The sequence below is a fragment of the Paraburkholderia fungorum genome (genome assembly GCF_003610895.1).
Classification (GTDB): Bacteria; Pseudomonadota; Gammaproteobacteria; order Burkholderiales; family Burkholderiaceae; genus Paraburkholderia; species Paraburkholderia fungorum_B.
Window position 1 is genome coordinate 46,565 of the sequence record NZ_MCAS01000015.1, and the last position, 25,214, is coordinate 71,778.

A 25,214-nucleotide genomic window follows, 5' to 3' on the forward strand; every position below is an offset into this window, starting at 1 on the left:
GAAGAGAACCACATGGGCAAGGCAACCGGTTTTCTCGAGTTCGAGCGCCGCCACGAGGCGTACGAAGCTCCGCTCACGCGCGTGAAGCACTACAAGGAATTCGTCGCGGCACTGACCGACGACGAAGCGAAGATTCAAGGCGCGCGTTGCATGGACTGCGGTATTCCGTTCTGCAACAACGGCTGCCCGGTGAACAACATCATCCCGGACTTCAACGACCTGGTGTTCCATCAGGACTGGAAGAGCGCGATTGAAGTGTTGCACTCCACGAACAACTTCCCCGAGTTCACGGGCCGCATCTGCCCGGCGCCGTGTGAAGCAGCCTGCACGCTCGGTATCAACGACGACGCGGTGGGCATCAAGTCGATCGAACACGCGATCATCGACAAAGCGTGGGCAGAAGGCTGGGTTGCACCGCTGCCGCCGAAGCACAAGAGCGGCAAGAAGGTCGCCGTGGTCGGGTCCGGCCCCGCTGGTTTGGCCGTCGCGCAGCAACTCGCGCGCGCGGGGCACGATGTCACCGTGTTCGAAAAGAACGACCGCATCGGCGGCTTGCTGCGTTACGGCATTCCCGACTTCAAGCTGGAAAAGTGGCTGATCGACCGCCGCATGCGTCAGATGGAAGCCGAAGGTGTGACGTTCCGCGCCAACGTGTTCGTTGGCCGTGCAGATTCGCTGCCGGCGTACATCGGCAACACGGCGAAGGAAACCATCACGCCGGCCGAACTGAAGGAACAGTTCGACGCGGTGGTGATCGCGGGTGGTTCGGAAACGCCGCGCGATCTGCCGGTGCCGGGCCGCGAGCTGGAAGGCATTCACTACGCGATGGAATTCCTGCCGCAGCAGAACAAGGTCAACGCCGGTGACAAGGTCGCGAACCAGCTGCTCGCCAAGGGCAAGCACGTGGTCGTGATCGGTGGCGGCGATACGGGTTCGGACTGCGTCGGTACGTCGAACCGTCATGGCGCGAAGAGCGTCACGCAATTCGAACTGCTGCCGCAACCGCCGGAAGAAGAGAACAAGCCGCTCGTGTGGCCGTACTGGCCGATCAAGCTGCGCACGTCGTCCTCGCACGACGAAGGCTGCTCGCGCGATTGGGCGGTCGCCACCAAGCGTCTCGAAGGCAAGAACGGCAAGGTCGAGAAGCTGATCGCCGCACGCGTCGAATGGAAGGACGGCAAGATGCAGGAAGTGCCGAACTCGGAATTCGAAATGAAGGCCGATCTGGTGCTGCTGGCCATGGGCTTCACGCAGCCGGTGTCGCCGGTGCTCGAAGCGTTCGGCGTCGACAAGGATGCGCGCGGCAACGTGCGGGCGTCGACCGAAGGCGACAAGGCGTATTACACGTCGGTGGACAAGGTTTTCACCGCCGGCGATATGCGGCGTGGCCAATCGCTGGTGGTATGGGCGATTCGCGAAGGCCGTCAGTGCGCACGTTCGGTCGATGCATTCCTGATGGGTCATTCGGAACTGCCGCGCTAACGTAACGTCTCCAGCCGGTTTCCGCCTGATGGCGTGGAAATCGGCGAATGCTTGCAGGACGAGGTGGAGACGACAAAGCGGTACCTAAGCCGTACCCCAAAGCGGTAAAAAAACAAAGCCGGGCACCTGAGAGGGTGACCCGGCTTTTCCGTTTTTGCGACGCCTGGTGCGTTTCCTGATGTTCGCTGAGCTGCTCTTTGTCTACGCGTCGGGGCGTGAGCGATATCCCGCCTCAGGTCGCGGTCATTTCCGATACCGGTTCAACGTCAGCCCGTCGAGGTCGATCTCCGGCTTGCGCTGCGTAATCAGATCGGCGACCACCCGGCCCGAACCCATCGACATCGCCCATCCCGTCGAGCCATGTCCGACGTTTAGCCAGAGATTGTCCACGCCGGACGGACCGAGCAACGGCGCGCCGTCGGGTGTCATGGGCCGGCGGCCTACCCAGAAATGCGCGGAGGTCGGATTGGCTGCGTGCGGAAACCAGTCGCTGAGTACTTTCATCAGCGTCTGCAAAGCCTGTTCGCGCAGGGTTGTCTGGCGATTGCCGAGTTCCGCCGTGCCGGCCACGCGCAGGTTGTTGCCAAAGCGCGTGATCGCCGTTTTCAGCGATTCGTCCATCAGTGCCGCCAGCGGGGCTTTTTCTTCGTCGGTGATGGGCAACGTTGCCGAGTAGCCTTTGACCGGGTAGAGCGGCACCTTCACGCCGAGCGGCGCGAGCAGCGCCGCACTGTCGACGCCTAGCGCCACCACCACGGCATCCGCTTGCAAAGTCTCGCTGCCACGTTCGCTCTCGAGACGCACCGCGTGAATCGCACCGCCTCGCACGTCGAGCGAGCGTACGCGGGTATCGAAGCGAAACAGCACGCCGTTGCGCTCGCAGATCGCCCGCAGTTCGCGGGTGAAGCGGGCGCAATCGCCGGCTTCGTCGTTGGGGAGATAGAGGCCGGAAAGCGGCGTTTGACGCGCCCAGCGCAAACCCGGTTCGATCTCGGCACACTGCGCCGCGCTGACTTCACGATACGCGATGCCGGCGTCGCGCAGGACCGCGAGAGCCGGCTGCGCGAGTTCGACGTCATATTCGCTGCGGAACAACTGCAGATAGCCCTGGCTGCGGCCATAGTCGAACGGATGACGGGCGCGGAATTCGTGCAGACACTCCCGGCTGTAATAGGCGATGCGTTGCATGCGCTGCTTGTTGACGCGAAAGCGCTCGAGGTCGCATTCGCGCAGCCAGCGCATGATCCAGCGCCATTGGGCCGGATCCAGCGTAGGGCGGAAGATGAGCGGCGAGGCCGGCTTGAACAGATACTTGAAGATCTTGGCCGGCATGCCGGGCGCGGCCCATGGCGTCACATAACCTGGTGCAATCACGCCGGCGTTGCCAAAACTGGTGGAGAGCGCGACGTCCGGCTCGCGCTCGATCACGGTGACGTCGCAGCCTTGCTGGCGCAGATAAAACGCGGTGGCGACGCCGATCACGCCGCCGCCCAGAACAATCGTTTTCATGTGGTTGTACGGCGGTTTCAGGCGGCAGGACGAGCCGCGCCGAGTACTTTGCCCTTGGTTTCCGGCAGACACACTGCGGCCACGATTACCAGCAGATAGCCTGACCCGGCGACGATGCCCATCGCCTTCACCAGCGTCATGGTTTGCGACAGTGTACCGACCAGGATCGGAAAGAACGAGCCGAGACCGCGGCCCAGGTTGTAGCAGAAGCCTTGCCCCGAGCCGCGGATCGAATTCGGATACAACTCGGACAAGTAGGCGCCCACGCCCGCGAAAATCCCTTGCACGACGATGCCGAGCGGGAAGCCGAGTGCGAGCATCATGCCGTCGGTGATCGGCAGCATCGTGTAGACCATGCCAAGCACGAACGAGCCGATTGCGAACAGCACGAACGACGCACGCCGGCCGATCTTGTCGCACAGAATCGCGCCGACGATATAACCGGTGAACGAGCCGACGATCAGCACGATCAGATAGCCGCTCGTGTTGAAGACCGACAGATGGCGCACGGTTTTCAGATAGGTCGGAAGCCAGGTCGTGATCGCGTAATAGCCGCCGAGCATGCCGGTGCACAGCACGCTGCCGAGCAAGGTCGTTTTGAGGTGAGGGAAGGAGAAGATCTGCAGGAAGTGCGAGGTATCGAAGCCGCTTTCGCGAGCGCGGCGCGTTTCGAGAAAGATCTCCGGATCGCTGACATTGCGGCGGATGTAGAAGATCCACAGCGCGGGCAGCAGCCCGATCCAGAAGCAGGCGCGCCATGCGTACTGTTCCGACAGCAGCGCGAAGAACGCCCAATAGATGATGGCCGCCGCGGCCCAGCCGAACGACCAGCTGCTCTGCACGGTGCCCACGGCTTTCGCGCGATGCTGAGGTGAACGGATGGTTTCGGCCATCATGATCGTCACGACCGACCATTCACCGCCGAAGCCGATGCCTTGCAGCGTGCGGGTGGTCAGCAGTTGCCAGAACGAGTGGGTGAAGCCCGACAGGCAGGTAAAGATCGCGAAGGTGGCGATGGTCCACTGGAGGACGCGCACGCGTCCATAGCGGTCGGCGAGAATGCCGGCGAGCCAGCCGCCGATTGCGGACGAAATCAGCGAACTGGTCGCGATCATGCCGGCTTCGCTTTTGGTCATGCCCCATGTCGCGATCAGCGTCGGAATGAGGAATGAGTAGATCATGAAATCAAACGCATCGACTGCGTAGCCGCCGAAGCCGGCATACAGGGTGCGGCGTTCGCGCTGTGTCAGTTCGGTGAACCATTGGAGAGAGGGCATGTTTTTTTGTTGTCTCCAGGTGGTTTTTGCCTTCCGGCGGCTTGATCGTGGTTTTTTTGTATTCTAAGGCGACGAGGCGGGCGCGGCCAGTTATGGTCAAAAATGGCAAGCGGGTAAGGATCTCCATTCCGGTTCCTTACGAACTACTACTATGTAACCAAAAAATTATTCGGCGCCGTTAAACTGCGCCGGCAGCGCTCGAGTTGCGCCTACCCTTCTCACGTCCGCGCTCGCCACTTCGCTACCTCGCCACGTCCAATGCCCGCAACCGCAAAAACCTGCTCGCCATTCCGCCGCTCAGCGAGCATGCCCTTGCGAGCAGATCAATCGCGCCGCGCTTTCCTGAGATCGTCGGCAAGTGTGCTGCTGCTCTCCGGTATGGGTAGCACGCTGCTGTCGGCCTGCGGGGGCGGAAACCTGGACACCGATCAGCCGGCAACGCCGCGCCTCGCCTCGGTGAGCAATTTTCGCGACGTGGCGGGTGCGGCCGCCGGCTATCCCACGGTCGACGGCAAGCAGATGCGCCGTGGCGCGTTCTATCGCTCGAACGCGCTGACTCTCGGCCCTGCTGACACGGCCGCCCTCGATAAACTCGGTATCGCCACCGTCTACGATCTGCGCACGCCCGGCGAAATAGCGCGCACTGCGGATATCCTGCCGAGCGGCGCGACATCGCAGGCGCTCGACGTGCTCGGGATCAGCGACTTCGTCACGCCGGCATTCGATACGGCGGCCGCCGCCGTCGCCTTCATGGAAGCCCAGGCGCGCGCCTATGTCACCGGCGCGGCCCAACGCATCGGTTATGGCGAACTTCTGACGCGGCTCGCCAATGGCGCCGGCCCGCAGGTATTTCATTCCAGCGCGGGTAAGGATCGGGCCGGCTGGGTCGCGGCACTCCTGCTCAGCATCGCCAACGTGCCGATCGACGTGATCACGCAGGACTATCTGCTGAGCAACGTCTATCTGGCCCAATCGATCCAGCTGCAGACCGCCACGTTGCGCGCGCAGAATGGCGACGCGGTGGCCGCGACCGAGTCGCCCCTGTTAAACGTGCAGGAAAATTATCTGCAAGCAGGGTTCGATCAGGTGCAGGCGAGCTACGGCACGATGGCGAGCTATCTCACGCAAGGACTTGGTCTGTCGCAAGCCACGATCGACATGCTGCACGACCGCCTCGTCGGCTGACTCGCGCTTGGCCGACCGGGTATCGAGCGGAGCATGCCGGCGGGACAGACGAAAAAAAGTCCGCCCCATGTAACCAGGCGGACAGAGAAGGGCGGCATCGAGGTTGCCGGAGGCGACTATAAGGCCACAATCCTCGCGCAAGCCTGTTCCGTAAGGGCGCGTAAGTGCTCACCCTCGCGAAGCCCGCTCAGCCCTTCCCGGCCTTCCTCATGACTGTGCCGGCGCAAGCGGCAATTCGATCCGTACTTCCAGGCCGCCGTGCGCGTGATTGCGCACCTGGCAGCGCCCGCCGCGATCGTGTGCGAGCCGTGCGACGATCGCGAGACCCAGGCCGCAATGACCTTCGCCGCCGCGCGCGGCGTCGAGCCGCACGAACGGTTTCATCGCCGCGGCGATACGGTCGTCGGGAATGCCCGGGCCGTGGTCGCGCACGCTAATCACCCAATGCCGGTCATTGCGCGCCGTGGCGATATCCACCGGCGGCGAGCCGTGCTCGAGCGCGTTGTCGACGAGATTCGTGACCAGCCGGTCGAGCAAGGTGCGCGGCAGCGCGAACGACGAACCGGCGCGCAGATCGAGCGTGAACAGCGGGGTCTCGGTGCTGTCGCTGGCGGAAAACTGTTCGCGCAGGAATTCGTCGACTTCGACCGGCGGCCCCGCGTCGGCGGACTGGCCGGCAAACTCCAGAAACTGCTGCACGATATTGGTCAGCGAGTCGACGTCGCGGATCAGTCCGGCCCGCTCGTTTTCCGCGACCAGTACGCTCGCGCGCAACTTGAGCCGCGTGAGCGGCGCTTTCAGGTCGTGCGCGACGCCGGCCAGCATCACCGCCTGGTCGTCGCCGGCCTCGTTCAGGCGCCGCATCATGTCGTTGAAGGAGCCGATCAGATCGCGCAATTCGCGCGGGCCTTGCACGGTCACGGGCTCCGGCCGGCCGCCTGAACCGAACGCGCGGGCGGCGTCGGCCACGCGCGACAGCGGCCGCTGCATCTGCCAGACCGCGAACAGCGACAGGATCAGCGCGGCCGCCAGCATCGAGACGGATTCGATCAGGAAGCGCGGGCGCGGCGGCACGTCCACCGGCACGACGACCCAGTTCGACTTGCCGGGGAACAGCACCCATAGCTGTGGCGGATGCAGGTCGTCGACGGCGATCTGCGTGCCGGGCGGCAGGTTCTCGCGCAAATGCCGGCTCAATTCGACCAGCGGATGAGCCGTGGGCGGGCGCAGATGGACGCTCGACGGCATGTTCCAGGTGGGCACGAGATGCACACGCATGGCGGGCGCGAGCGCGGCGCCCTTCATCGGCTCGCCGTTGATGGCCTGCAGCACCAGCAGAATGCCGCGCGCGAAGCCGTCGATTTCGTGGCGCGGCGGCTGCATCACCACCAGCACGAACCAGCCGGCCTGAATCGCGAACAACACCGCTGTCGACAGCAACGCCATTCTGCCGAACAGTGTGTTCAGCGGGTTTCTCATGCGCTTGAGGCAGCCTCGTCGGCGAACGGCGTGCCGTCGGCGTCGGGCACGAACACATAGCCTTTGCCGCGCACCGTCTGCACGTAGCAGGGATTGGACGGGTCGTCTTCAATCACGCGGCGCAGGCGCCAGATCGGCACGTCGAGGCTGCGGTCGCGAAACGCGAGATTGTCACGATGCACGAGATCGTGAATCAGCACGCGCGACAGCACCTTGTAAGGATTGTTGACAAAGATCTTTAGCAGCGCGAACTCACTGTCGCGCAGCGGCAGCCTGGTGTCGTCGCGTGACAGCGAGCGGGTGGCGAAGTCGAGTTCGAACGGCCCGAAGCGATACGGCTTGCGCGCTTCCGGCGCGCTCGTGGTGGACGGCCCGCGGCGGCGCAGCACCGTATGGATGCGCGCGAGCAGCTCACGCGGGTCGAACGGCTTGGTCAGATAGTCGTCCGCGCCGAGCGAAAGCCCGACGATCCGGTCGGCCACCGTGCCGCGCGCCGTCACGAAGATCACCGGAATGTCGTCGCCGGCGGCGCGCAGGGCGGTGAGCGCGCGCAGGCCGTCGGTGTTCGGCATCATGATGTCGAGCACGACGACTGACGGCCGCTCACGTTCGAGCCGGCGTTGCAGATGGGTGCCGTCGTGCAGCACGGACGCGTCGAAGCCGTTCGTCTGCAGAAACTTGCAAAGCAGATCGCGTACGACCGGATCGTCGTCGACGATAAGGACCTGTGGATTCATGGCGAAATTCTAGACTGGCACGCGCGACGCGCGATCGACTGTTTTCTTACCAATGCTTACGCAAGCTCGCGCGATCTTTGCCGATTCGCGCGTCAGTCCCGCCAGCAAAGGCTCACCGCATATTTCAGGGCTGCATATCTGGCAATAGATGAGTCGTGCACCGGCAATGTGCAGCGCGGCACGGCAGTCATTTCGCATCGCTCAGATTCCACCGATGAAAGCATTCGCCCCTAATTGCTACGGCTCGCAAGGGGTCGCAACGAGTCGTAAGAACCGCCGGAAAGCGCGCGTTCCTTCGTGCATCGCCACCGCGGGTGCGGCGAGATGATTCGTCGTGCAGTACGTTGCGTCGCATGTCGAAAACAGCCTAACGCCTTGGGCCCACGGCAAGCGGCGTGAAATCGAAACCTAGCGCCACGCGAGGCTCATCATGACCGTTCACAGCCATCTCAGTTCAACCCGCTTTTCTTCGCTCGCACCCATGCCGGCGGCGGAAAAGCCCGCCACTTCAAACACCGCAGCGGTGACGCCGCAGGCACCGGAGTCGGTGAGCGAGGCGCAGCCGCCATCGGCACTGCCATCGCTGCCGTCGGGGCTCGTCGGGCATCACGTCAACACCACCGCCTGACGCATCGAGGCCCGTGTGTCGACCCCAAGCATTCCTGACCGTTTCATCCGTGTCACTGCGTGGTTGACGCTCGGCGCGGTGCTGCTGCCACTCGGCGGCTGCGCCGTCGCCGCGCTGCCGTGCCGGCTGACGTCGGCCACGCTGAAAGTCATCCCGGTCGTCGGCCATGCCGCGGCTACACCGTTCGACATGTGTTCATCCGCCATCGACTGAATCATGACACTCAAACGGACTGTCTTCGCGCTGGCGCTATTGGGCTTCATGTTTTCGCTGGGTGCCCATACCCAGGCCCATGCGCAGCCCGTTGCACGCGCCGCGAATGCGGCCAGCGCCGTGTCAAAGGGCACGCTCCCCGAGACACGCCGGCGTTCGCAGGACACGCCGTTTGCGTTTCGCGGCATCGCGCTCGGCACCACGCTGGACGAATTTCGCGCCGGCTCGACCGTGCGCGCCACGCCGCTCGGCAGTGTGCCCGTGTGCGAGACGGACGTGCAGGCGGGCGCGCTTGGCATGCGGCTGAAATCGCGCGAGAGTCTGACGGTTGCGTGCCGCTGGGCCCATCGCGCCGACGACGGCTGGGCCGTGTCACAAGCGGTCGTCGACGGTGCGCCGGCTCTGGAGCATGTGCTGCGCTTTGCGCGTATCGACGGCCAGAGCGCCCTGCGCCTGTATGAGATTTCTTTCGTGATCGACGAGATCACCGCCGAAGATTTGCGCGACGCGCTCGCGGATCGTTATGGCGCGCCGCGGCTGGTGACGCAAAGCGTGTCGTCGCCGGGTGCGTTGCCGGTCTACGTGTGGGACAACGCCGTGAGTTCGATCACCTTGTGCTTTCTGCCTGGCACTCGCAACGGCACGCTCACCTATCTGCTGAAGGGCTCGGACGCATGGGTGAAATCGGTCGTGCGGCAATGGCAGGCAAGCGGTGCCGAGGCGGGTTGATGTGCCGCCTCATGTGCCGCTCTGGTTGCGGGTTCATGCGCGGTCCTGATTGCGTCGTTGAGCGAAGCATCGGCAGCGCGACCGCACGGTCCGCTTTCAATCCGGCCAATCCGGCCAAGGAGCATGTATGACTGCGCTACGTCTCACTGTCGCGCTAGGCGCGGCGTCCTGTCTTGCGGCTTGCGGCAGCAGCCAGCAGCCGTCGATCGTTGAAACGCCGATGTCGCCGCCAATTGCATCGGCGCCGCTGAACGTCAATACGCAGGGTGCGATCTATCAGGCCGGCGCGCCGTTGCTGCTTTACGAAACGCCGCGTGCCCAGCATATCGGCGACGTGCTGACGATCCGTCTGTCGGAGTCATACAGCGGCAACAATAGTTCGACTGCGGCCGCGAGCCGTTCGAGCAGCATCACCGCGACCGCGGCCGATCAATCGACCAACGCCGCCGCGCGGCTTGCGAGGCTGTTCAACGTCGGCTCGGCCAGTACCGACTACAAAGGGCAGGGCAGTCTCACCGATACCAGCGGTATGACCGGCACACTGGCCGTGACCGTGATCGGCACGATGTCGACCGGCAATCTGGTGGTGTCGGGTGAGAAGGTGATCGCGATGAGCGGCAACCGCGACCGCTTGCGCCTGTCGGGTATCGTCAATCCGAAGGATATCGAAGCAGGTAACTATGTGGCGTCGAGCAAGGTCGCCAATGCACGCATCGAACAGGCCGGCGTGGGGATGGTGTCCGACGCGACCACGATGGGCTGGCTGCAGAGGATGTTTCTGAGCGTGCTGACTTTCTGAACCGGATTGCGGCGTGCACGCGAACTGCGCGACACGCCGGCCACCTTCTCCCTTGTGTATTACGCAAGCGGCGGCGCGTTGCGTTCCGCCGCACCGATTTCACCGTCCGGTACGAACACATAGCCGCGTCCCCAGACCGTTTGCACATAGCGCGGCTCGGACGGATCCACCTCGATCAGCCGCCGCAAACGCCAGATCGATACATCAAGGCTGCGATTGCGGTGCGCCTCGCTATTGCCGTGCAGTTTTTCCAGCAACTGCGCGCGGGTGAGCACCGTCATCGCATGCGTGACGAACACCTTGAGCATCGCGAATTCGCTCGAACGCAGCGGAATGCGCTCGCCGTCGCGACGCAATTCGCGCGCCGGAAAATTGACCTCGAAACGGCCGAAGCGGTAGGGCGCGCGTTGCTCCGGCGCACTCGGCGCAATCGCGCCACGGCGGCGCAGCACCGTGCGAATCCGCGCGACCAGTTCGCTCGGTTCGAATGGCTTGCCGAGATAGTCGTCGGCGCCGAGTTCGAGGCCGATCACGCGGTCGATCGGATCGGCGCGCGCGGTCAGCAGGATCACGGGAATGTCGTCGCCGGCGACGCGCAATGCGCGCAGCGCGCTGATGCCGTCGAGCTCCGGCATCATGATGTCGAGCACGACCAGCGCGGGACGCTCGTTCTGCAACGCGCGCTGCAGCGCCATGCCGTGTTCGAGCGTGGACACCTGGAAGCCACGCCCCAGCAGATATTCGCTGACGAGCTCGCGTACGACGGGGTCGTCGTCGACGACCAGAATGGATTGGTTCATCCAGGTCATCTTAGTCATCCGCGCGAGCAGCGCAAAGCGCGTAACGCTTTCGAATCCTTTCTCGCGTAAGAGAAAGCAAGCAGGCGCGAGGCCTGTTTCCTCTAGTTTGCGAGTGATGTCTGCATGGTCTGCATCGGTTGCGGGCCGAGGTCGGTTTGATCGACCACCATCTTGTCGATCAGACCATTGAGCTTGGTCGATGCCGTGGAGAAGCGGTCGGTGTTGAGACCGCCGGTCTGGTAGCGCGCGGTGACGAGAATGCGCCCATGCTGGATCAGCGTCAGATCGATGATCGACAGATACTGGATCGTTTCATCGCTAAACGAGCGGCGGCCGTAGTCGATCGCTGCGTTGTAGACGAGGCGCGCCTCGCATCCAGCGGGCGAGGTGCCCGGATTGTAGACGTCCGAACGAATGCCGCGCCGCTCGAGCGCGAGCTGCAGTGCCGGCACGAAATCGCCGACCGACACCGTTTGATTCACTTCGATGCAGACGTTGTGCACGTCCGCCCGCCGGCCGTTGATGAAGGTCGGCGACGAGTAGTTCGCCGCGATCGCGTAGCCCGCCTGAATCACGGAGCCGGTGGCGTCGGCCGCGGAGATCAGCGTCCATGCGCAGCCGTTCAGGCTCAATGCGAGGGTAGCCGAGGCGGCAAGCCGGGCGCCGGGCCGCCGCAACATGACCCACGCGGCCAGAGATGTTCGCGTGAAAGCGTAAGCGCGCAAGCTCGGCATAGAGGTCATGATGCGGTGCCTGGTGGCGGTGAAGATGTGCAGCGTCACGAAGGAGCGTGACGGATAGCGGCGGCCGGCGGCAAGCGAGGTCCGCGCTCAGCGGGTCACGCGCAGGCGCAATTCGTTTTGCCCTTGCACGCTTGCGGTGACGCTCACGCGCCGGTCGTCGGTGGTCACGATGAAATGCTGACGCGTCGGCGTGTTGACGTCGTGCACGACGTTCGGAAAGCAGGCGGCGATATCGGCGCCAAATTCCTCGAGCGGATCGTTGACCACGCCGTCGGCTTGCCAGTGCGCGCGCCAGTGGCAATCGTAGGCGTGCGTGTTGGCGCGGCAGTCGTCCGCGGCCGACACGCCCGGCAGTTGCGCGGCGGGTTGTGCGTGCAGTTGCTTGAAGTCGGGTGCGCCGACGATGTGTTTGAGCGCGGGGCAAACGTCCGCTGGCTCGTTGGGCTGGGCGGCAAGCGCTGCGTGCGTGGCGCTCGCGAGCAGCAGCGCGGCGCCAAGAGCGAGCGCTGCGCGCTGGGTCAAAGGATGGGAGCGGCGATCGAATGACATGTGCGGAGAGTCCGGTAGCAGTGAGGGGCGTGGCGGACCGGAGGTGGTACGGCCCGCACGACTATCGTCGCTGCTACGAGGGTTTTTCAAAGCGGCGAACAGCTTGCCCGCTTCGCAAATGCTTCCGAACTCTTTTCGCGTGTTTCCGGATGTTGCGGCGTGCCGTTTAGCCGAGCGTGAGGCCGCCGTCGATATGGATCACCTGGCCGGTGATGTGACGCGCTTCGTCGGAGAGCAGGAACGCGATCAGCGCGGCGATATCCGCGGGCTCGGCGACGTGACCGAGCGGCGTTGCTTCGGCGGCGCGGGTCCATACCGATGCATTATCGGCACTTGGGCCGCGATCTTTACGGGTGTAGCCAGGCGCCACGCAATTGACTGTCACGCCATGCGCCGCCAGTTCGGCGGCTGCGGTTTTGGCCAGCGATTCGAGCGCCGCTTTCGCGGCCGCCGTAGCGGCGAATGGTGCGTCCACGCGATAGCGATGGGCGACGAACGAACTGAGCGCCACCACACGACCCCGCTCCGAGGTGGCCAATGCGGGCGTTGCACGCTTGACGAGCGCGGCGAATGCGGCCGGCATAGCGGCGAAGGCGGCGCTGAATGCATCCGCATCGAGTGCGTTGAGCGTTTGCCGTTGCGCGTGGCCGGCGTTCGCGACCAGTTGATCCAGCGCGCCGAAATTCGCGAGCGTTTGATGAACGACGTGTTCGGCGGCGCCGCGTTCGGCCAGATCGGCGAACACCGTCGCGCAGCGCGCGCCGTTCGCGCCGCAATCGGCGGCGACTTGTGCGAGACGCCGGCGCGCTTCGTCGTCGGCGCCGCGTGCGTGCAGCATGAGCGCGGTGCCCGGCGCGGCGATGCGCCGGGCCAGTGCCGCGCCGATGCCGGAGCCCGCGCCGGTGATCAGGACGACCCGCTCGAACCCGGCGCCGCCCGTGCCAATCGTGCTGCTCGCGTCATCGGTGCTGCTCATGTCGCTCTCGCTGTACGGGTTGCTGATGCTGTTTGTGCTGTTCGTGCTGCTTAAGCGGCGATCGGTTCGCCCGAGCGCTCGACGTCGAGTGTATCGGCATGGAACACCGCCAGCGATTCACGATGCGCGACACTGACGATCGCCGCCTTCGGCAGACGCTCAGTGAACAGGTGATAGAGACGCGCTTCGTTTTCAGCATCGAGCGCGCTGGTTGCTTCGTCGAGGAACAGGTAGTCCGGCTTGTGCAACAGCACGCGGGCACCGGCGAGACGCTGTTGTTCGCCCGGCGAGAGGATGCGCGTCCAGTGTCCTGATTCCTGCAGACGCTCGGCGTATTCCGACAGGCGGCAGGTGACGAGCGCTTCACGGCATTCCTCGTCAGTGTAGGTGTCCGCAGAAGACGGATAGGTGAGCGCGGCCTTCAGCGTGCCGATCGGCATGTAGCTGACCTGCGGGATGAACATCATGCGCGCGTTGACCGGTGCATCGATCGAGCCGTCACCGAACGGCCACAAGCCGGCGAGCGCGCGCATCAGCGTGCTCTTGCCCGAGCCGGACGGACCCCGCACCAGCCAGCGCGAGCCCGGCGTGATCGCGATATCGCGGATACGCGACAGCGGGTTGCCGTTCGGCAGCGCAAGCTGGAGGCCGTCCGTGGTCAGCTTGTCTTCGTCGACGAAATGCAGGTTGATGCCGCCATGCGCGGTGGCGGGCGAGACCGATTCCTTCAGACGCGGCGCGTGCACGATGCGCTTGAATTCACGCAACCGGTTCACGGTGGCGCGCCATTCGACCAGGGTGCCGTAACTATTGATGAACCACGAAAACGAATCGCTGACGGTGCCGAATGCACTCGAAATCTGCATCAGTACGCCGAACGAGAAAGCGCCCGCGAAGTAGCGCGGCGCGGCCACGACGATCGGAAAGATGATCGCGATCTGACCATAGAAGCTCAGCACGAAGGTGAGCCGCTTGGTGTACTTCATCACCTGCCACCAGTTGTCGCGGATGCGGCCGAACAGCGAGTGCGCGTTCGTCTTCTCCGTTTCCATGCCGTTGTAGAAGGCAATCTGCTCGGCGTTTTCACGCAGACGGATCAGGCCGAAACGGAAATCCGCCTCGACTTTCTGCGCCTGGTAGTTGATCGGCACGAGCGGGTGGCCGACCTTCTGGATGATCAGCGAGCCGACCACGGCGTAGAGCGCGGCGGCCCAAACCATGTAGCCCGGAATCTGTATCGGCATGCCGCCGAGCGAAATGGTCAGCGCGCCGGCCAGCGACCACAGGATGGTAATGAACGAGACCAGCGTGACGACCGTGGAGAGCAGATCGAGCGTCAGCGAGAGCGTGGTGGTGGCGAACGATTGCAGGTCGTCGCTGATCCGCTGGTCGGGGTTGTCGGCGAGCCGGTCGCGCTCGATCCGGTAGAAGGCGCTGTCGCGCAGCCATTCGTCGAGATAGCGCGTGGTCAGCCACTGGCGCCAGCGGAAGCCGAGCATCTGGCGCAGATAGCGGCCATACACGGCAAGAATGATGAAGCCGAACGCGAGCCCCGTGAACACCATCAGCAGGTGCGGGAAGTCGTGCACATTCTTGGTCTGCAGCGCGTTGTAGAAGTCGGCGCTCCAGCGGTTCAGGCGCACGTTGATCCACACGACGAGCAGATTCATCACGATGATCGCGATGAGCAGCCCCCACGCCGTTTTTCGTTCTTCGGAGACCCAATAAGGTTTGATCAGGCTCCAGGCGGAGACTTTTTCGTCCGGCGGCAGCGCGGGGCTGGAAGCGGTATTCGATGTCATGAGCATCCTGATGAAGTGCTGGCCCATCTGGCCGGCCCATCTCGGGCCGACCCCACGGCGGTTTGCGGTACGTGCCCCGGGCGTCGTGCTCGACGAACCCACGCCCGGGTGAGCGCCTGATTCTGGCGTGAAGCCCTTAAATGAAAATTAATTTCCGCCCAGCGGTCTCGCCTTGATGCCGCTGTCGCGCATGCGGCGAGGCGACGCTCGCGGCATCCGGTGGAGGCATTGTGCCAGAGCGCTGGCTTCGGCCATATTGGCTGATTGAAAGAGGGGGCTGGATCAAATGCGCCCGGGTTGCGTGGGCCGCTGGTTTGCGGGTGCCGCGCCTTTTATGGTCTAATGACCTTCGACGAAACAGGGGTGCTTTGCCCACAGGCTGCGTGATTCTCATGCAGCGGCGGCGAGGCTGAGAGAGACCCTTTGCACCCGATCCGGGTAATACCGGCGCGGGAAGTTTCCGGAAGCAGCCACTCTTCCATTCCCCGCTGGGCGGCGTCCGTCATATTTGACGCGCGTTGTGCCCGGCCGGCCTCACCCGCCGGTTTCGTCCTGGGTACGTGCGTTTTGGGCCGTACAGAAAGGACTCGATGACCGCCTATTCTTCAGACATGTGTTTTGCTTCTCGCCACGTTGCCGTCGATCGCGTCGGCGCGCCGTGCTGGTGTAGCCTTGCTTGCCGTTGCAGCTCGGAGTGGGCGCGATGAATCGCCACGCTCAACCCGATTTCGCGGTGCTCGGCGGTGGACTGTGCGGGCGTCTGGTCGCTTGGCGTCTCGCCGGGGCTGGGCATCGCGTGGCGCTCTATGAGCGTGGCGATGCCGCAGGCTCACAAGCCGCGGCCTGGGTTGCCGCCGCCATGCTGGCGCCGCTGGCCGAAGCCGCCAGCGCCGAACTGCTGATTACACGCCTTGGTGCAAGTTCGCTCGAGACGTGGCCGCAAGTGCTGGCCGAATTGCCCGAACCGGTGTTCTTTCAGCGCAATGGCACGCTCGTCGTGTGGCATCACGCCGACCGGACCGAAGCACCCTTGTTCGAACGCCGTGTGCGCTCGAACGCGCCTGCCGAATTGCTCGACGGCGGCTTCGTGACGCTGGCCGGCGCTCAGCTGGGCGCCGCCGAACCCGCGCTGGCGGGCCGCTTCAATCAGGGCTGGCTGCTGCCGCGTGAAGGCCAGCTGGATAACCGTCAGGTGCTGTCCGCGCTTGCAGCGGGCCTGGCCCAGCGTGGCGTCGAAACACACTGGAACACGCCCGTCGACGATCACGCGTTGCCGCCCGCGCGCGTCACGATCGACTGCCGGGGTTTGGGCGCGAAGCCCGTGCTGCCCACGCTGCGTGGCATTCGTGGCGAAGTCGCCCGCGTGCACGCGCCCGGTATCAAGCTGACGCGGCCGGTGCGGCTGCTGCATCCGCGCTATCCGCTGTATATCGCGCCGAAGCAGGATGATCTCTACGTGATCGGCGCAACCGAGGTGGAAGGCGAGGACATGTCGCCGGTCAGCGTGCGCTCGGCGCTCGAGTTATTGAGCGCGGCGTTCTCGGTGCATCCCGGTTTCGGCGAGGCACGTATCCTCGAACTGAATTCGCAGTGCCGCCCGACTTTGCCGGACCACCGTCCGGCTTTGCTGTGGGATGGCGCGCAGACGCTGCGCGTGAACGGCCTGTACCGGCACGGTTACATGATCGTGCCCGAAGTCGCCGACGAAGCCGCGCGCTTTGCCGCGGCGCTGCTCGACGGCCGCATCGGCGACGCCGACGCCTTCGCCGACTGGCAAAGCGCCGCGCGCTGGAGCGAGCTGTTTCAACTGGACTCCACGCGGGAACCGGCATGAGCGCCGCGCCGCTCCCGCTATCGATTGAACCGTATTCGAACACCATGGACATTCATATCAATCAGAAGCCGTTGTCGTTGCCCGAAGGCGCGACTGTCGCCGATGCGCTCGCCGCGTTCGGCGCGCGTCCGCCGTTCGCGGTCGCACTGAACGGCGATTTTGTCGCGCGCACCCAGCATGCGGCGCGCGCGCTGCAGCCGGGCGACAAGCTCGATGTCGTGCAACCCGTGGCCGGCGGTTAAGCCCGCGCCACGCTTTGCCGGAGAACAGGACTATGCAAATGACTGCCCCCCAAACCGCCGACGCGCTTACGCTCTACGGCCAAACTTTCGCGAGCCGCGTGCTGCTTGGCACGTCGCGCTATCCGTCGCTGCAATCGCTGTCCGACTCGATCGACGCGGCGCGGCCCGGCATGGTGACCGTTGCGCTGCGCCGGCAAATGAACGAAGGCGGCGCCGAAGCCGGCTTCTTCGACCTGCTCAAGCGCCACGGTGTGCCGCTTTTGCCCAACACCGCCGGCTGTCTGACGATCGGCGAGGCGGTGACGACCGCGCACATGGCGCGTGAAATCTTCGAAACCGACTGGATCAAGCTCGAACTGATCGGCGACGACTACACGTTGCAGCCCGATCCGGTCGGCCTGATCGAAGCGGCCACGCGGTTGATCAAGGACGGCTTCAAGGTGCTGCCGTACTGCACCGAAGATCTCGTGATCGGCCGCCGTCTGCTGGATGCGGGCTGCGAGGCGCTGATGCCGTGGGGCGCGCCGATCGGCACCGGCAAGGGCGTCATCAATCCGTACGGCCTGCGTGTGTTGCGTGAACGCCTGCCGGATGTGCCGCTGATCGTCGACGCCGGCCTCGGCGTGCCGTCGCACGCGGCGCAAGTGATGGAGTGGGGCTTCGACGGCGTGTTGCTGAACACCGCCGTTTCGCAGGCAACCCACCCTGACGCGATGGCGCGTGCTTTCGCGCTGGGCGTCGAAGCGGGTCGCCAGGCTTTTCTGGCGGGGCCGATGGCCGAGCGCGAAAGCGCGCACGCGAGCACGCCGGTGGTCGGCATGCCGTTCTGGCATCAAGACGGGAGCGCCGCATGACACAAACTCTGCCTTTGACCGGCCGCGACCTGTTCTGGCCGCCTGCCGATGAGCTCACCGAGGCCGCCGAGCGGATCCGCGCCCGCCTGGGCGACTGGCCGCCAACGCATGCGCCGTGGCGCATCTGCCTGACTGCGCCGGACCAGCCGAATGGCGGAGACCTGATCGTTGTCGCTGACGCGCAGCAGCACGGCGAGCAGGTGGCGCGCTGGCTGGTGCAGGGCGCCGGCGTGATCGTCGCCGCCGAGAACACGGCAACGCTTCATCTGGGCGGCGAGAAGTACGGCCTGGAAGGCCGTCTGGCGGAAGACTGGATACCCGCGCTGGCGGCGTTTCTGGACTGCGGTTTCGATCCGCACGACGCGCTGGTGCTGGCGCTGGCGTGGCGCGACGGCGACGAAACCAGGGCGGACGACGCATTTCCGGCCGATATCGCCCATTTCCCGCGTCTCCTCGGCCTGCCGGCTGCCCCGGCTCAAGCGTTCGCGCGTTGTCCGGAGCGGCTCGGCCTGTATCCGGTGCTGCCGAGCGCGGAATGGGTCGAACGGGTGGCGGCCTTCGGCGTAAAAACGATCCAGTTGCGCCGCAAATCGGCCGAGCCCGCCGAAGAACTGAAGCGCGAAGTCGCTCGCTCGGTCGCTGCCGGCCGCGAGCACGATGCCCAGGTTTTCATCAACGATCACTGGCAAGCCGCGTTGGAAGCGGGTGCTTATGGCGTTCACCTTGGCCAGGAAGACGTGCACACGGCCGATTTGCCGGCGCTTGCCAGCGCCGGCATCCGGCTCGGCCTGTCGACACACGGTTTCTACGAGATTCTGAAAGCACTGCACTTCCGGCCCAGCTATATTGCTTTGGGCGCCGTGTTCCCAACAACCACCAAGGTTATGCCGACCGCGCCGCAGGGTCTCAAGCGTCTGGTGCGGTATGTCCGCCTGCTCGACGGCGTCGTGCCGCTGGTGGCGATCGGCGGGATCGATCTGCAGGTGCTGCCCCAGGTGCTGGCGACGGGCGTGGGCTGTGCGGCCGTGGTGCGCGCCGTGACCGAGGCCGCCGACCCGGCTGCCGCGGTTTCTGCGTTGCAACATGCGTTTACGCAATAATCGTCAAGTTCAGTAAAGGGACAGGGCACCTCACGGCAGCTTTTGCATGATGGCCCTATAATTCGGCCTTCCGTGTAAAAGGACTGTCAGTTTCGTGTCTTCCTCCCCCGAGACCTTACTCGAGCTGCGCGACGTCGACTTCGGTTATGGCGACCGGCTCGTCCTGTCGAACCTGAATCTGCGCTTCAAGCGCGGCCAGGTCGTCGCGGTCATGGGCGGCTCGGGTTGCGGCAAAACCACGGTGCTGCGCCTGATCGGCGGTCTGGTGCGCGCGCAGCGCGGCCAGATCCTGTTTCAAGGCCAGGACATCGGCCAGCAAACACGCGACGGCCTCTACGCGCTGCGCCGCAAGATGGGCATGCTGTTCCAGTTCGGCGCGCTGTTCACCGACATGTCGGTGTTCGAAAACGTCGCGTTCGCGCTGCGCGAGCACACCGACCTTCCCGAGGAGCTGATCCGCGACCTCGTCTTGATGAAACTCAACGCAGTCGGGCTGCGTGGCGCGCGCGATCTGGCGCCGTCGGAGATTTCGGGCGGTATGGCGCGGCGTGTGGCGCTGGCGCGGGCGATTGCGCTCGACCCCGAGCTCATGATGTACGACGAGCCGTTCGCCGGCCTCGATCCCATCTCGCTCGGCATTACCGCGAACCTGATTCGCGCGCTGAATCAGGCACTTGGTGCTACGTCGATCCTGGTCACGCACGACGTGCCGGAGTCGTTCGCCATTGCCGACTATGTTTATTTCCTCGCCAATGGCGGGGTGCATGCCGAAGGCACGCCGGCCGAGCTGCGCGCCTCGACCGATGCGACCGTGCGCCAGTTCATCGACGGCGCGCCGGACGGCCCGTTCAAATTCCACTACCCCAGTCAGACGCCGCTCGCGGCGGACTTCGGCATTGGCGGAGGTCAGTCATGATCAGTGCGTTGGGCCGCTCGGTGATCGACGGGCTGGGCACGGCCGGCTATGCCACGCGTTTCTTCTTCCGGCTGCTGCTCGAGTTTTTCCCACTATTGCGCCGGCCGCGTCTTGTCACGAAGCAGATCCACTTCGTGGGTAATTATTCGCTGGTGATCATCGCCGTGTCGGGGCTGTTTGTCGGCTTCGTGCTCGGCTTGCAGGGCTACTACACGCTGAACCGTTACGGTTCGGAGCAGGCGTTGGGGCTGCTGGTCGCGCTTTCGCTGGTGCGCGAACTCGGGCCGGTGGTCACGGCGCTGCTGTTCGCGGGCCGCGCCGGCACGTCGCTCACGGCCGAGATCGGTTTGATGAAGGCGGGCGAGCAACTCACCGCAATGGAAATGATGGCGGTGGACCCGGTGAAGGTGGTGGTGGCGCCGCGGTTGTGGGCCGGCATCATTTCCATGCCGATTCTGGCCGCGATTTTCAGCGCGGTCGGCGTGCTTGGCGGTTATGTGGTCGGCGTGCTGCTGATCGGCGTCGACTCAGGCGCGTTCTGGTCGCAGATGCAAGGCGGTGTCGATGTCTGGCGCGATGTGGGCGCCGGGGTCATCAAGAGCGTGGTGTTCGGCCTTGCGGTGACCTTCGTGGCGCTGTTTCAGGGCTACGAAGCCAAGCCGACGCCGGAAGGTGTGTCGCGCGCCACGACCAAGACCGTCGTGTACGCGTCGCTTGCGGTGCTCGGCCTCGATTTTCTGTTGACCGCACTGATGTTCAGCTAAAACTGCGCTGTGCGTTTTCGCTCAGCGGGCGCGCCTTGGCTTGCGCGTGAGCGGAGCGGCAGCAGCGTGGCGGATTCACTTTGGGATGACGATGAAAAAGACTGCTCTCGACTTCTGGGTCGGCCTGTTCGTGGTGTTGGGTTTCGTGGCGTTGCTGTTTCTCGCGCTGAAGGCCGGCAACATGAGCTCGTTGTCGTTTCAGGCAACGTACCCGGTCAAGCTCAAATTCGACAATATCGGCGGATTGAAAGCGCGCGCACCGGTGAAGAGCGCGGGCGTGACGGTCGGCCGGGTCGATTCGATCGGCTTTGACAGCAATTCCTATCAGGCTGTTGTCACGATCGACATCGACAAGCAATACCCGTTTCCGAAAGACACGTCGGCGAAGATCCTGACTTCGGGTCTGCTCGGCGAGCAATACATCGGGCTCGAACCCGGTGGCGATAGCGAGATGCTTAAGGCAGGTGACACGATTTCGATGACGCAATCGGCGATCGTGCTGGAAAACCTGATCGGACAATTCCTGTATAGCAAGGCCGCGGATTCGGGTGCGTCCAAGCCGGGCACGGGTTCGGCTGCTCCGGCGGCCGCTCCGGCCACGGCGCCCGCGCCGGTGGCGCCGACTTCGCCCGCCTCCGGCGCGGCCGGTCAATAAGGAGAATAAGAATGCAGACCTTACGAAAACGAGGCGTGCGCACCGTCCAGATAGCAACGTTCGCGCTGGCGGCCGCTACGCTCGCCGGCTGTTCGACCGTGCAGACGCCGACCAAGGGCGACCCGCTCGAGGGCTTGAACCGCACCATCTTCACCGTCAACGACAAGCTCGACCAGTACGCGTTGAAGCCGGTCGCCAAGGGTTACGTCTTTATCACGCCGCAGCCGGTGCGCGACAGCGTCACCAACTTCTTCTCGAATATCGGCGACGTCTACATTGCGGCGAACAACCTGCTGCAATTGAAGATCACCGATGGCGTCGAAGACATCATGCGGATCGTGATCAACACGGTGTTCGGCGTCGGCGGTCTGTTCGATGTGGCGACGCTCGCCAAGCTGCCCAAGCACGACAACGACCTGGGTCTGACGCTTGGCCACTACGGCGTGCCGGCGGGGCCGTACCTCGTGCTGCCGCTGTTCGGGCCAAGCACGGTGCGCGACGCGGTCGGCTCCATCGGCAATTACTATGTGAATCCGCTCAGCTACATTCATCCGGACGGTCTGAGCTGGGCGCTGTACGGCCTGAACGTGGTCAACACGCGCGCCAATCTGTTGAGCGCGAGCGACGTGCTGGAAGGCGCCGCGCTGGACAAGTACTCGTTCGTGCGCAACGCGTATCTGCAACGCCGTCAGTATCTGTTGTCGGACAGCAAGCATTCGCAGGCGCTGCCTAACTACGGGGATGAAGCACCGTTGCCGAAGTATGAGGACGTGGACAGCGGCGCGGCCGCGACGCCGCCGCAAGGCGCTTCGGCCACTGGCGCCGCCACGGGTGCGACCGGCACGGCGGCAGCACCGGAAGCCGCGTCCGGCAGCTCCGGAACGCCGCCGCTCGATCTGAACGGCGGTCCGGAAACCACGCAGATTCCGGCTGGCCAGTTGGTGCCGCCGCAGCGTTTCAACTTCCCGTCATTCAAATTGCGTTGATCGTGCAGCCGTAACACCTCGAAACGACTCTCGCAGTTTGCGCATGGATTGCTGCTGAACTCGCGTGTTAATGTCGGCTCAAACGGTTGCACTATTTTTAAGGCAAGGCTCGATATGAAAAAATTCTTCCTGATTCCGTTGTTTGCCGCGCTGTTTTCGTTCGTCAGTGCCGGTGCCTCGGCACAAACGGTCGACTCCAGTTCGCCCGACACCCTGATCAAGACCGTCACGCAGCAAGTGGTCGATGCGGTGCGCGCCGACAAGTCGATCCAGCAAGGCGACATTTCTCACATTACCCAGCTCGTCAACGAAAAGATCCTGCCGTACACCGATTTCCGCCGCACCACGCAACTGGCGATGGGCCGGAACTGGCGCACCGCGACGCCGGAGCAGCAGAACGCCGTGGTCGAGCAGTTCAAGATGCTGCTGATCCGCACGTACTCGGGCGCGCTCGCCCAGGTCCGCGACCAGCAGATCCAGTACAAGCCGTTCCGCATGAATCCTGACGACACCGATACGGTGGTGCGCTCGGTGGTCATGAACAACGGCTCGCCGATCGAACTCGACTACCGTCTGTACAAGACGCCGCAAGGCTGGCGCGTGTATGACATCAATGTGCTTGGCGCATGGCTGATCCAGGCGTATCAGCAGCAGTTCAACGAGCAGATCCAGCAGAAGGGCGTGGACGGACTGATCCAGTTCCTCACGCAGCGTAACCAGCAACTCGCCGCGGGCAAGCAGTCGTGAGCGAAGTGCTGAACGCCGTCGCAAGCCGCTTCGAAAGCGGCGCGACGCTGACCCACGAGAGCGCGAAGGCCGCGTTCGAGGCGGGTTTGCAGCGTATCGCCGCAGGCGCGACCGGCGTGGATTGCGCGCCGCTCGCGCAATTCGATTCGACCGCGCTTGCCGTCCTGCTCGCATGGGAGCGTGCCGCCCAGGCACGCGGCGTCGTGTTCGAGATCGTCAACCTGCCGGCTGGTCTCGCCAGCCTCGCACAAGCCTACGGCGTCGACACCCTGTTGGGTCGACCGCAGTGAGCGCTCTAGCGCTTACGCGGGTCCCATGCCGCTTGCAGCGCGCGCGACATTGACGCTTTCATAGCGTCACTTCCAATCGCCCCGGCTCAGCCGGGGCTGCCGATTTTTGCCCTATAATCAAACGTTTTTCGGGGCACATAACCGGCCCCAATTTCGTCCCTTCCAGCATTTTTGCGCCCCCTCAGGGCTCCTTTAGGCGCCGCGACGCACGCGGCCCATAGTCATGTCAGCCATAGAAATTCGTAACGTCAAGAAGCGCTACAAGGACTTGCAAGCGCTCAAGGGCGTCAGCCTCACGGTGGAAGAAGGCGAGTTCTTCGGACTGCTCGGTCCGAACGGCGCGGGCAAGACGACGCTTATCAGCATACTTGCCGGTCTCGCGCGCGCGGACGAAGGCAGCATCGCGGTGCGCGGACACGACGTAGTTCGCGACTTCCGCGACGCGCGTCGCGCGCTCGGCGTGGTGCCGCAGGAGCTCGTGTTCGATCCGTTCTTCACCGTGCGCGAAACCTTGCGCATCCAGTCTGGCTACTACGGGCTGCGCAATAACGACGCGTGGATCGACGAGATCATGGCCAATCTCGACCTCACCGACAAAGCCGACGCCAACATGCGCGCGCTGTCGGGCGGCATGAAGCGCCGTGTGCTCGTGGCGCAGGCGCTGGTGCACCGGCCGCCCGTGATCGTGCTGGATGAGCCGACTGCGGGCGTCGACGTCGAATTGCGTCAAACCTTGTGGAAATTCATCTCGCGCCTGAACCGCGAGGGCCACACGATCGTGCTGACCACGCACTACCTGGAAGAAGCCGAATCGCTGTGCGACCGCATCGCCATGTTGCGGCGCGGCGAGGTCGTGGCGCTTGAGCGCACGAGCGCGCTGTTGCAACGCTTTGCCGGCATGCAGTTGTTCCTGCGCTTTACTGAAGGCGTGTTGCCAGCCGAGCTGCGTCCCCTCGAAGTGGACAGCGGTACGGGTAACGGCAATGGCCGCCAGCATCTGCTGCGCCTCGCGAGCTATGACGACGTTGAGCGGATCCTCGCGCAGTGCCGTGCGGCGGGCTGTACATTCGAAGAAATCGAGGTCCGCAAGGCCGACCTCGAAGACGTGTTCGTTCAGGTGATGAACGGTCCGGAAGTGATCGAGGGGCTTGCATGAGCGGCTACAGTGGTTTCAGCACGCTGTTTTACAAGGAAATTCTGCGGTTCTGGAAGGTCGCGTTCCAGACCGTGCTGGCGCCGGTCATCACCGCGTTGCTGTATCTGACGATTTTCGGCCACGCGTTGCGCGGTCACGTTCAGGTCTATCCGGGTGTCGAATACACGAGCTTCCTGATTCCCGGCCTCGTGATGATGAGCGTATTGCAGAATGCCTTTGCGAATAGCTCGTCCTCGCTGATCCAGTCGAAGATCACCGGCAACCTGGTGTTCGTTCTGCTGCCACCGCTCTCGCACTACGAAATGTTCGGCGCGTATGTGCTCGCCGCTGTGGCGCGGGGTCTGGCCGTCGGCTTCGGCGTATTCATCGTGACGATCTGGTTCGTGCCGGTCAGCTTCAGCGTGCCGCTTTACATCATCGCGTTCGCCATTTTCGGCGCGGCGATCCTCGGCACGCTCGGTTTGATTGCCGGCATCTGGGCCGAAAAATTCGATCAGCTTGCGGCATTTCAAAACTTTCTGATTATGCCGCTCACGTTCCTCTCGGGCGTGTTCTACTCGACGCACACGCTGCCGCCGGTGTGGCGCGAAGTGTCGCGGCTCAATCCCTTTTTCTACATGATCGACGGCTTTCGCTACGGTTTCTTCGGGATGTCGGATATCGATCCGCTCGAAAGCCTTGCGATCGTTGCCGGTTTCTTTGTGGTGCTGGCCGTGGTGGCGATGCGCATGCTCGCCTCCGGCTACAAACTGCGCCACTGAT

Annotated in this window: 27 protein-coding genes and 1 riboswitch; of the genes, 18 read left to right on the forward strand and 9 right to left on the reverse strand. The window is 64.1% G+C overall.

Annotation, left to right across the window (positions count from 1 at the left end):
• Nucleotides 1-12 precede the first annotated feature (12 nt).
• Nucleotides 13-1,482 carry a glutamate synthase subunit beta gene (locus tag BCY88_RS16545; protein WP_120345303.1) on the forward strand — a complete coding sequence of 490 codons (1,470 nt, stop codon included), beginning with the start codon at nt 13-15 and terminating at the stop codon, nt 1,480-1,482.
• 243 nt (nt 1,483-1,725) lie between these two features.
• Here the strand turns inward: BCY88_RS16545 and BCY88_RS16550 are convergent, their stop codons facing one another.
• On the reverse strand, nt 1,726-2,991 hold the full coding sequence (locus BCY88_RS16550) for a D-amino acid dehydrogenase (protein ID WP_120345304.1): 1,266 nt from the start codon (nt 2,989-2,991) through the stop codon (nt 1,726-1,728).
• Nucleotides 2,992-3,008: 17 nt separating this feature from the next.
• Nucleotides 3,009-4,268, reverse strand: a complete 1,260-nt coding sequence (locus BCY88_RS16555; RefSeq protein WP_120345305.1) for an MFS transporter — start codon at nt 4,266-4,268, stop codon at nt 3,009-3,011.
• 258 nt (nt 4,269-4,526) lie between these two features.
• On the opposite strand from BCY88_RS16555, the gene BCY88_RS16560 reads away from it, so the two are divergent.
• Entirely contained in the window at nt 4,527-5,453 is a 927-nt protein-coding gene (locus tag BCY88_RS16560; protein ID WP_120345306.1) for a tyrosine-protein phosphatase, read from the forward strand.
• A gap of 207 nt (nt 5,454-5,660) precedes the next feature.
• Here the strand turns inward: BCY88_RS16560 and BCY88_RS16565 are convergent, their stop codons facing one another.
• Complete coding sequence (locus BCY88_RS16565; RefSeq protein WP_120345307.1) at nt 5,661-6,932, reverse strand: ATP-binding protein; 1,272 nt, start codon at nt 6,930-6,932, stop codon at nt 5,661-5,663.
• Entirely contained in the window at nt 6,929-7,669 is a 741-nt protein-coding gene (locus BCY88_RS16570; RefSeq protein ID WP_120345308.1) for a response regulator, read from the reverse strand. The genes BCY88_RS16565 and BCY88_RS16570 overlap by 4 nt, the downstream gene beginning before the upstream one ends.
• A gap of 430 nt (nt 7,670-8,099) precedes the next feature.
• Here BCY88_RS16570 and BCY88_RS16575 point away from each other — a divergent pair, with 430 nt between their 5' ends.
• The 4 genes from BCY88_RS16575 (at nt 8,100) to BCY88_RS16590 (ending at nt 10,038) form a co-directional block, all read left to right on the forward strand.
• Complete coding sequence (locus BCY88_RS16575; RefSeq protein ID WP_120345309.1) at nt 8,100-8,297, forward strand: hypothetical protein; 198 nt, start codon at nt 8,100-8,102, stop codon at nt 8,295-8,297.
• Nucleotides 8,298-8,342: 45 nt separating this feature from the next.
• Nucleotides 8,343-8,510, forward strand: a complete 168-nt coding sequence (locus BCY88_RS16580) for a DUF6726 family protein (protein ID WP_310796120.1) — start codon at nt 8,343-8,345, stop codon at nt 8,508-8,510.
• A 3-nt stretch (nt 8,511-8,513) separates the two neighbouring features.
• The gene (locus tag BCY88_RS16585) at nt 8,514-9,239 is read left to right on the forward strand and encodes a hypothetical protein (RefSeq protein ID WP_120345311.1); all 726 of its coding nucleotides are present in this window, start codon (nt 8,514-8,516) and stop codon (nt 9,237-9,239) included.
• 127 nt (nt 9,240-9,366) lie between these two features.
• A complete protein-coding gene (locus tag BCY88_RS16590) occupies nt 9,367-10,038 on the forward strand; it encodes a flagellar basal body L-ring protein FlgH (RefSeq protein WP_120345312.1) in 672 nt (223 codons plus the stop codon).
• Between the two features lie 59 nt (nt 10,039-10,097).
• On the opposite strand, the gene BCY88_RS16595 is transcribed toward BCY88_RS16590, so the two are convergent.
• From BCY88_RS16595 to BCY88_RS16615, 5 genes are all read right to left on the reverse strand, one after another.
• The gene (locus tag BCY88_RS16595) at nt 10,098-10,838 is read right to left on the reverse strand and encodes a response regulator (RefSeq protein ID WP_120345391.1); all 741 of its coding nucleotides are present in this window, start codon (nt 10,836-10,838) and stop codon (nt 10,098-10,100) included.
• 101 nt (nt 10,839-10,939) lie between these two features.
• Nucleotides 10,940-11,581: a hypothetical protein gene (locus BCY88_RS16600; protein ID WP_120345313.1), complete on the reverse strand. Its 642-nt coding sequence runs from the start codon at nt 11,579-11,581 to the stop codon at nt 10,940-10,942.
• An 87-nt stretch (nt 11,582-11,668) separates the two neighbouring features.
• Nucleotides 11,669-12,130, reverse strand: coding sequence for a hypothetical protein (locus tag BCY88_RS16605; protein WP_120345314.1), 462 nt, complete (start codon nt 12,128-12,130; stop codon nt 11,669-11,671).
• Between the two features lie 166 nt (nt 12,131-12,296).
• Nucleotides 12,297-13,106 carry an SDR family NAD(P)-dependent oxidoreductase gene (locus BCY88_RS16610; protein WP_120345315.1) on the reverse strand — a complete coding sequence of 270 codons (810 nt, stop codon included), beginning with the start codon at nt 13,104-13,106 and terminating at the stop codon, nt 12,297-12,299.
• Between the two features lie 50 nt (nt 13,107-13,156).
• Nucleotides 13,157-14,908 carry an ABC transporter ATP-binding protein/permease gene (locus tag BCY88_RS16615; protein ID WP_120345392.1) on the reverse strand — a complete coding sequence of 584 codons (1,752 nt, stop codon included), beginning with the start codon at nt 14,906-14,908 and terminating at the stop codon, nt 13,157-13,159.
• Between the two features lie 349 nt (nt 14,909-15,257).
• A riboswitch (TPP riboswitch) is annotated at nt 15,258-15,381 on the forward strand.
• Nucleotides 15,382-15,611: 230 nt separating this feature from the next.
• Between BCY88_RS16615 and BCY88_RS16620 the strand changes: the two genes are divergently transcribed.
• From BCY88_RS16620 to BCY88_RS16675, 12 genes are all read left to right on the forward strand, one after another.
• Entirely contained in the window at nt 15,612-16,742 is a 1,131-nt protein-coding gene (locus BCY88_RS16620) for an FAD-dependent oxidoreductase (protein WP_120345316.1), read from the forward strand.
• Between the two features lie 44 nt (nt 16,743-16,786).
• The gene (gene thiS / locus BCY88_RS16625) at nt 16,787-16,984 is read left to right on the forward strand and encodes a sulfur carrier protein ThiS (RefSeq protein ID WP_028199627.1); all 198 of its coding nucleotides are present in this window, start codon (nt 16,787-16,789) and stop codon (nt 16,982-16,984) included.
• Nucleotides 16,985-17,022: 38 nt separating this feature from the next.
• The gene (locus BCY88_RS16630) at nt 17,023-17,838 is read left to right on the forward strand and encodes a thiazole synthase (protein ID WP_120345393.1); all 816 of its coding nucleotides are present in this window, start codon (nt 17,023-17,025) and stop codon (nt 17,836-17,838) included.
• On the forward strand, nt 17,835-18,938 hold the full coding sequence (gene thiE / locus BCY88_RS16635) for a thiamine phosphate synthase (RefSeq protein ID WP_120345317.1): 1,104 nt from the start codon (nt 17,835-17,837) through the stop codon (nt 18,936-18,938). The genes BCY88_RS16630 and thiE overlap by 4 nt, the downstream gene beginning before the upstream one ends.
• A gap of 94 nt (nt 18,939-19,032) precedes the next feature.
• A complete protein-coding gene (locus BCY88_RS16640) occupies nt 19,033-19,854 on the forward strand; it encodes an ABC transporter ATP-binding protein (protein WP_028199629.1) in 822 nt (273 codons plus the stop codon).
• Nucleotides 19,851-20,618: a lipid asymmetry maintenance ABC transporter permease subunit MlaE gene (gene mlaE / locus BCY88_RS16645; protein WP_120345318.1), complete on the forward strand. Its 768-nt coding sequence runs from the start codon at nt 19,851-19,853 to the stop codon at nt 20,616-20,618. The genes BCY88_RS16640 and mlaE overlap by 4 nt, the downstream gene beginning before the upstream one ends.
• Before the next feature lie 91 nt (nt 20,619-20,709).
• A complete protein-coding gene (mlaD, locus tag BCY88_RS16650) occupies nt 20,710-21,273 on the forward strand; it encodes an outer membrane lipid asymmetry maintenance protein MlaD (RefSeq protein ID WP_120345394.1) in 564 nt (187 codons plus the stop codon).
• A gap of 11 nt (nt 21,274-21,284) precedes the next feature.
• Nucleotides 21,285-22,259: an MlaA family lipoprotein gene (locus BCY88_RS16655; RefSeq protein WP_120345319.1), complete on the forward strand. Its 975-nt coding sequence runs from the start codon at nt 21,285-21,287 to the stop codon at nt 22,257-22,259.
• Between the two features lie 114 nt (nt 22,260-22,373).
• Entirely contained in the window at nt 22,374-23,006 is a 633-nt protein-coding gene (locus BCY88_RS16660; protein ID WP_120345320.1) for an MlaC/ttg2D family ABC transporter substrate-binding protein, read from the forward strand.
• Nucleotides 23,003-23,296, forward strand: coding sequence for an STAS domain-containing protein (locus BCY88_RS16665; RefSeq protein ID WP_120345321.1), 294 nt, complete (start codon nt 23,003-23,005; stop codon nt 23,294-23,296). The genes BCY88_RS16660 and BCY88_RS16665 overlap by 4 nt, the downstream gene beginning before the upstream one ends.
• Before the next feature lie 223 nt (nt 23,297-23,519).
• The gene (locus tag BCY88_RS16670; protein WP_120345322.1) at nt 23,520-24,452 is read left to right on the forward strand and encodes an ABC transporter ATP-binding protein; all 933 of its coding nucleotides are present in this window, start codon (nt 23,520-23,522) and stop codon (nt 24,450-24,452) included.
• Nucleotides 24,449-25,213, forward strand: coding sequence for an ABC transporter permease (locus tag BCY88_RS16675; RefSeq protein WP_120345323.1), 765 nt, complete (start codon nt 24,449-24,451; stop codon nt 25,211-25,213). The genes BCY88_RS16670 and BCY88_RS16675 overlap by 4 nt, the downstream gene beginning before the upstream one ends.
• The last annotated feature ends 1 nt before the right edge of the window (nt 25,214 follow it).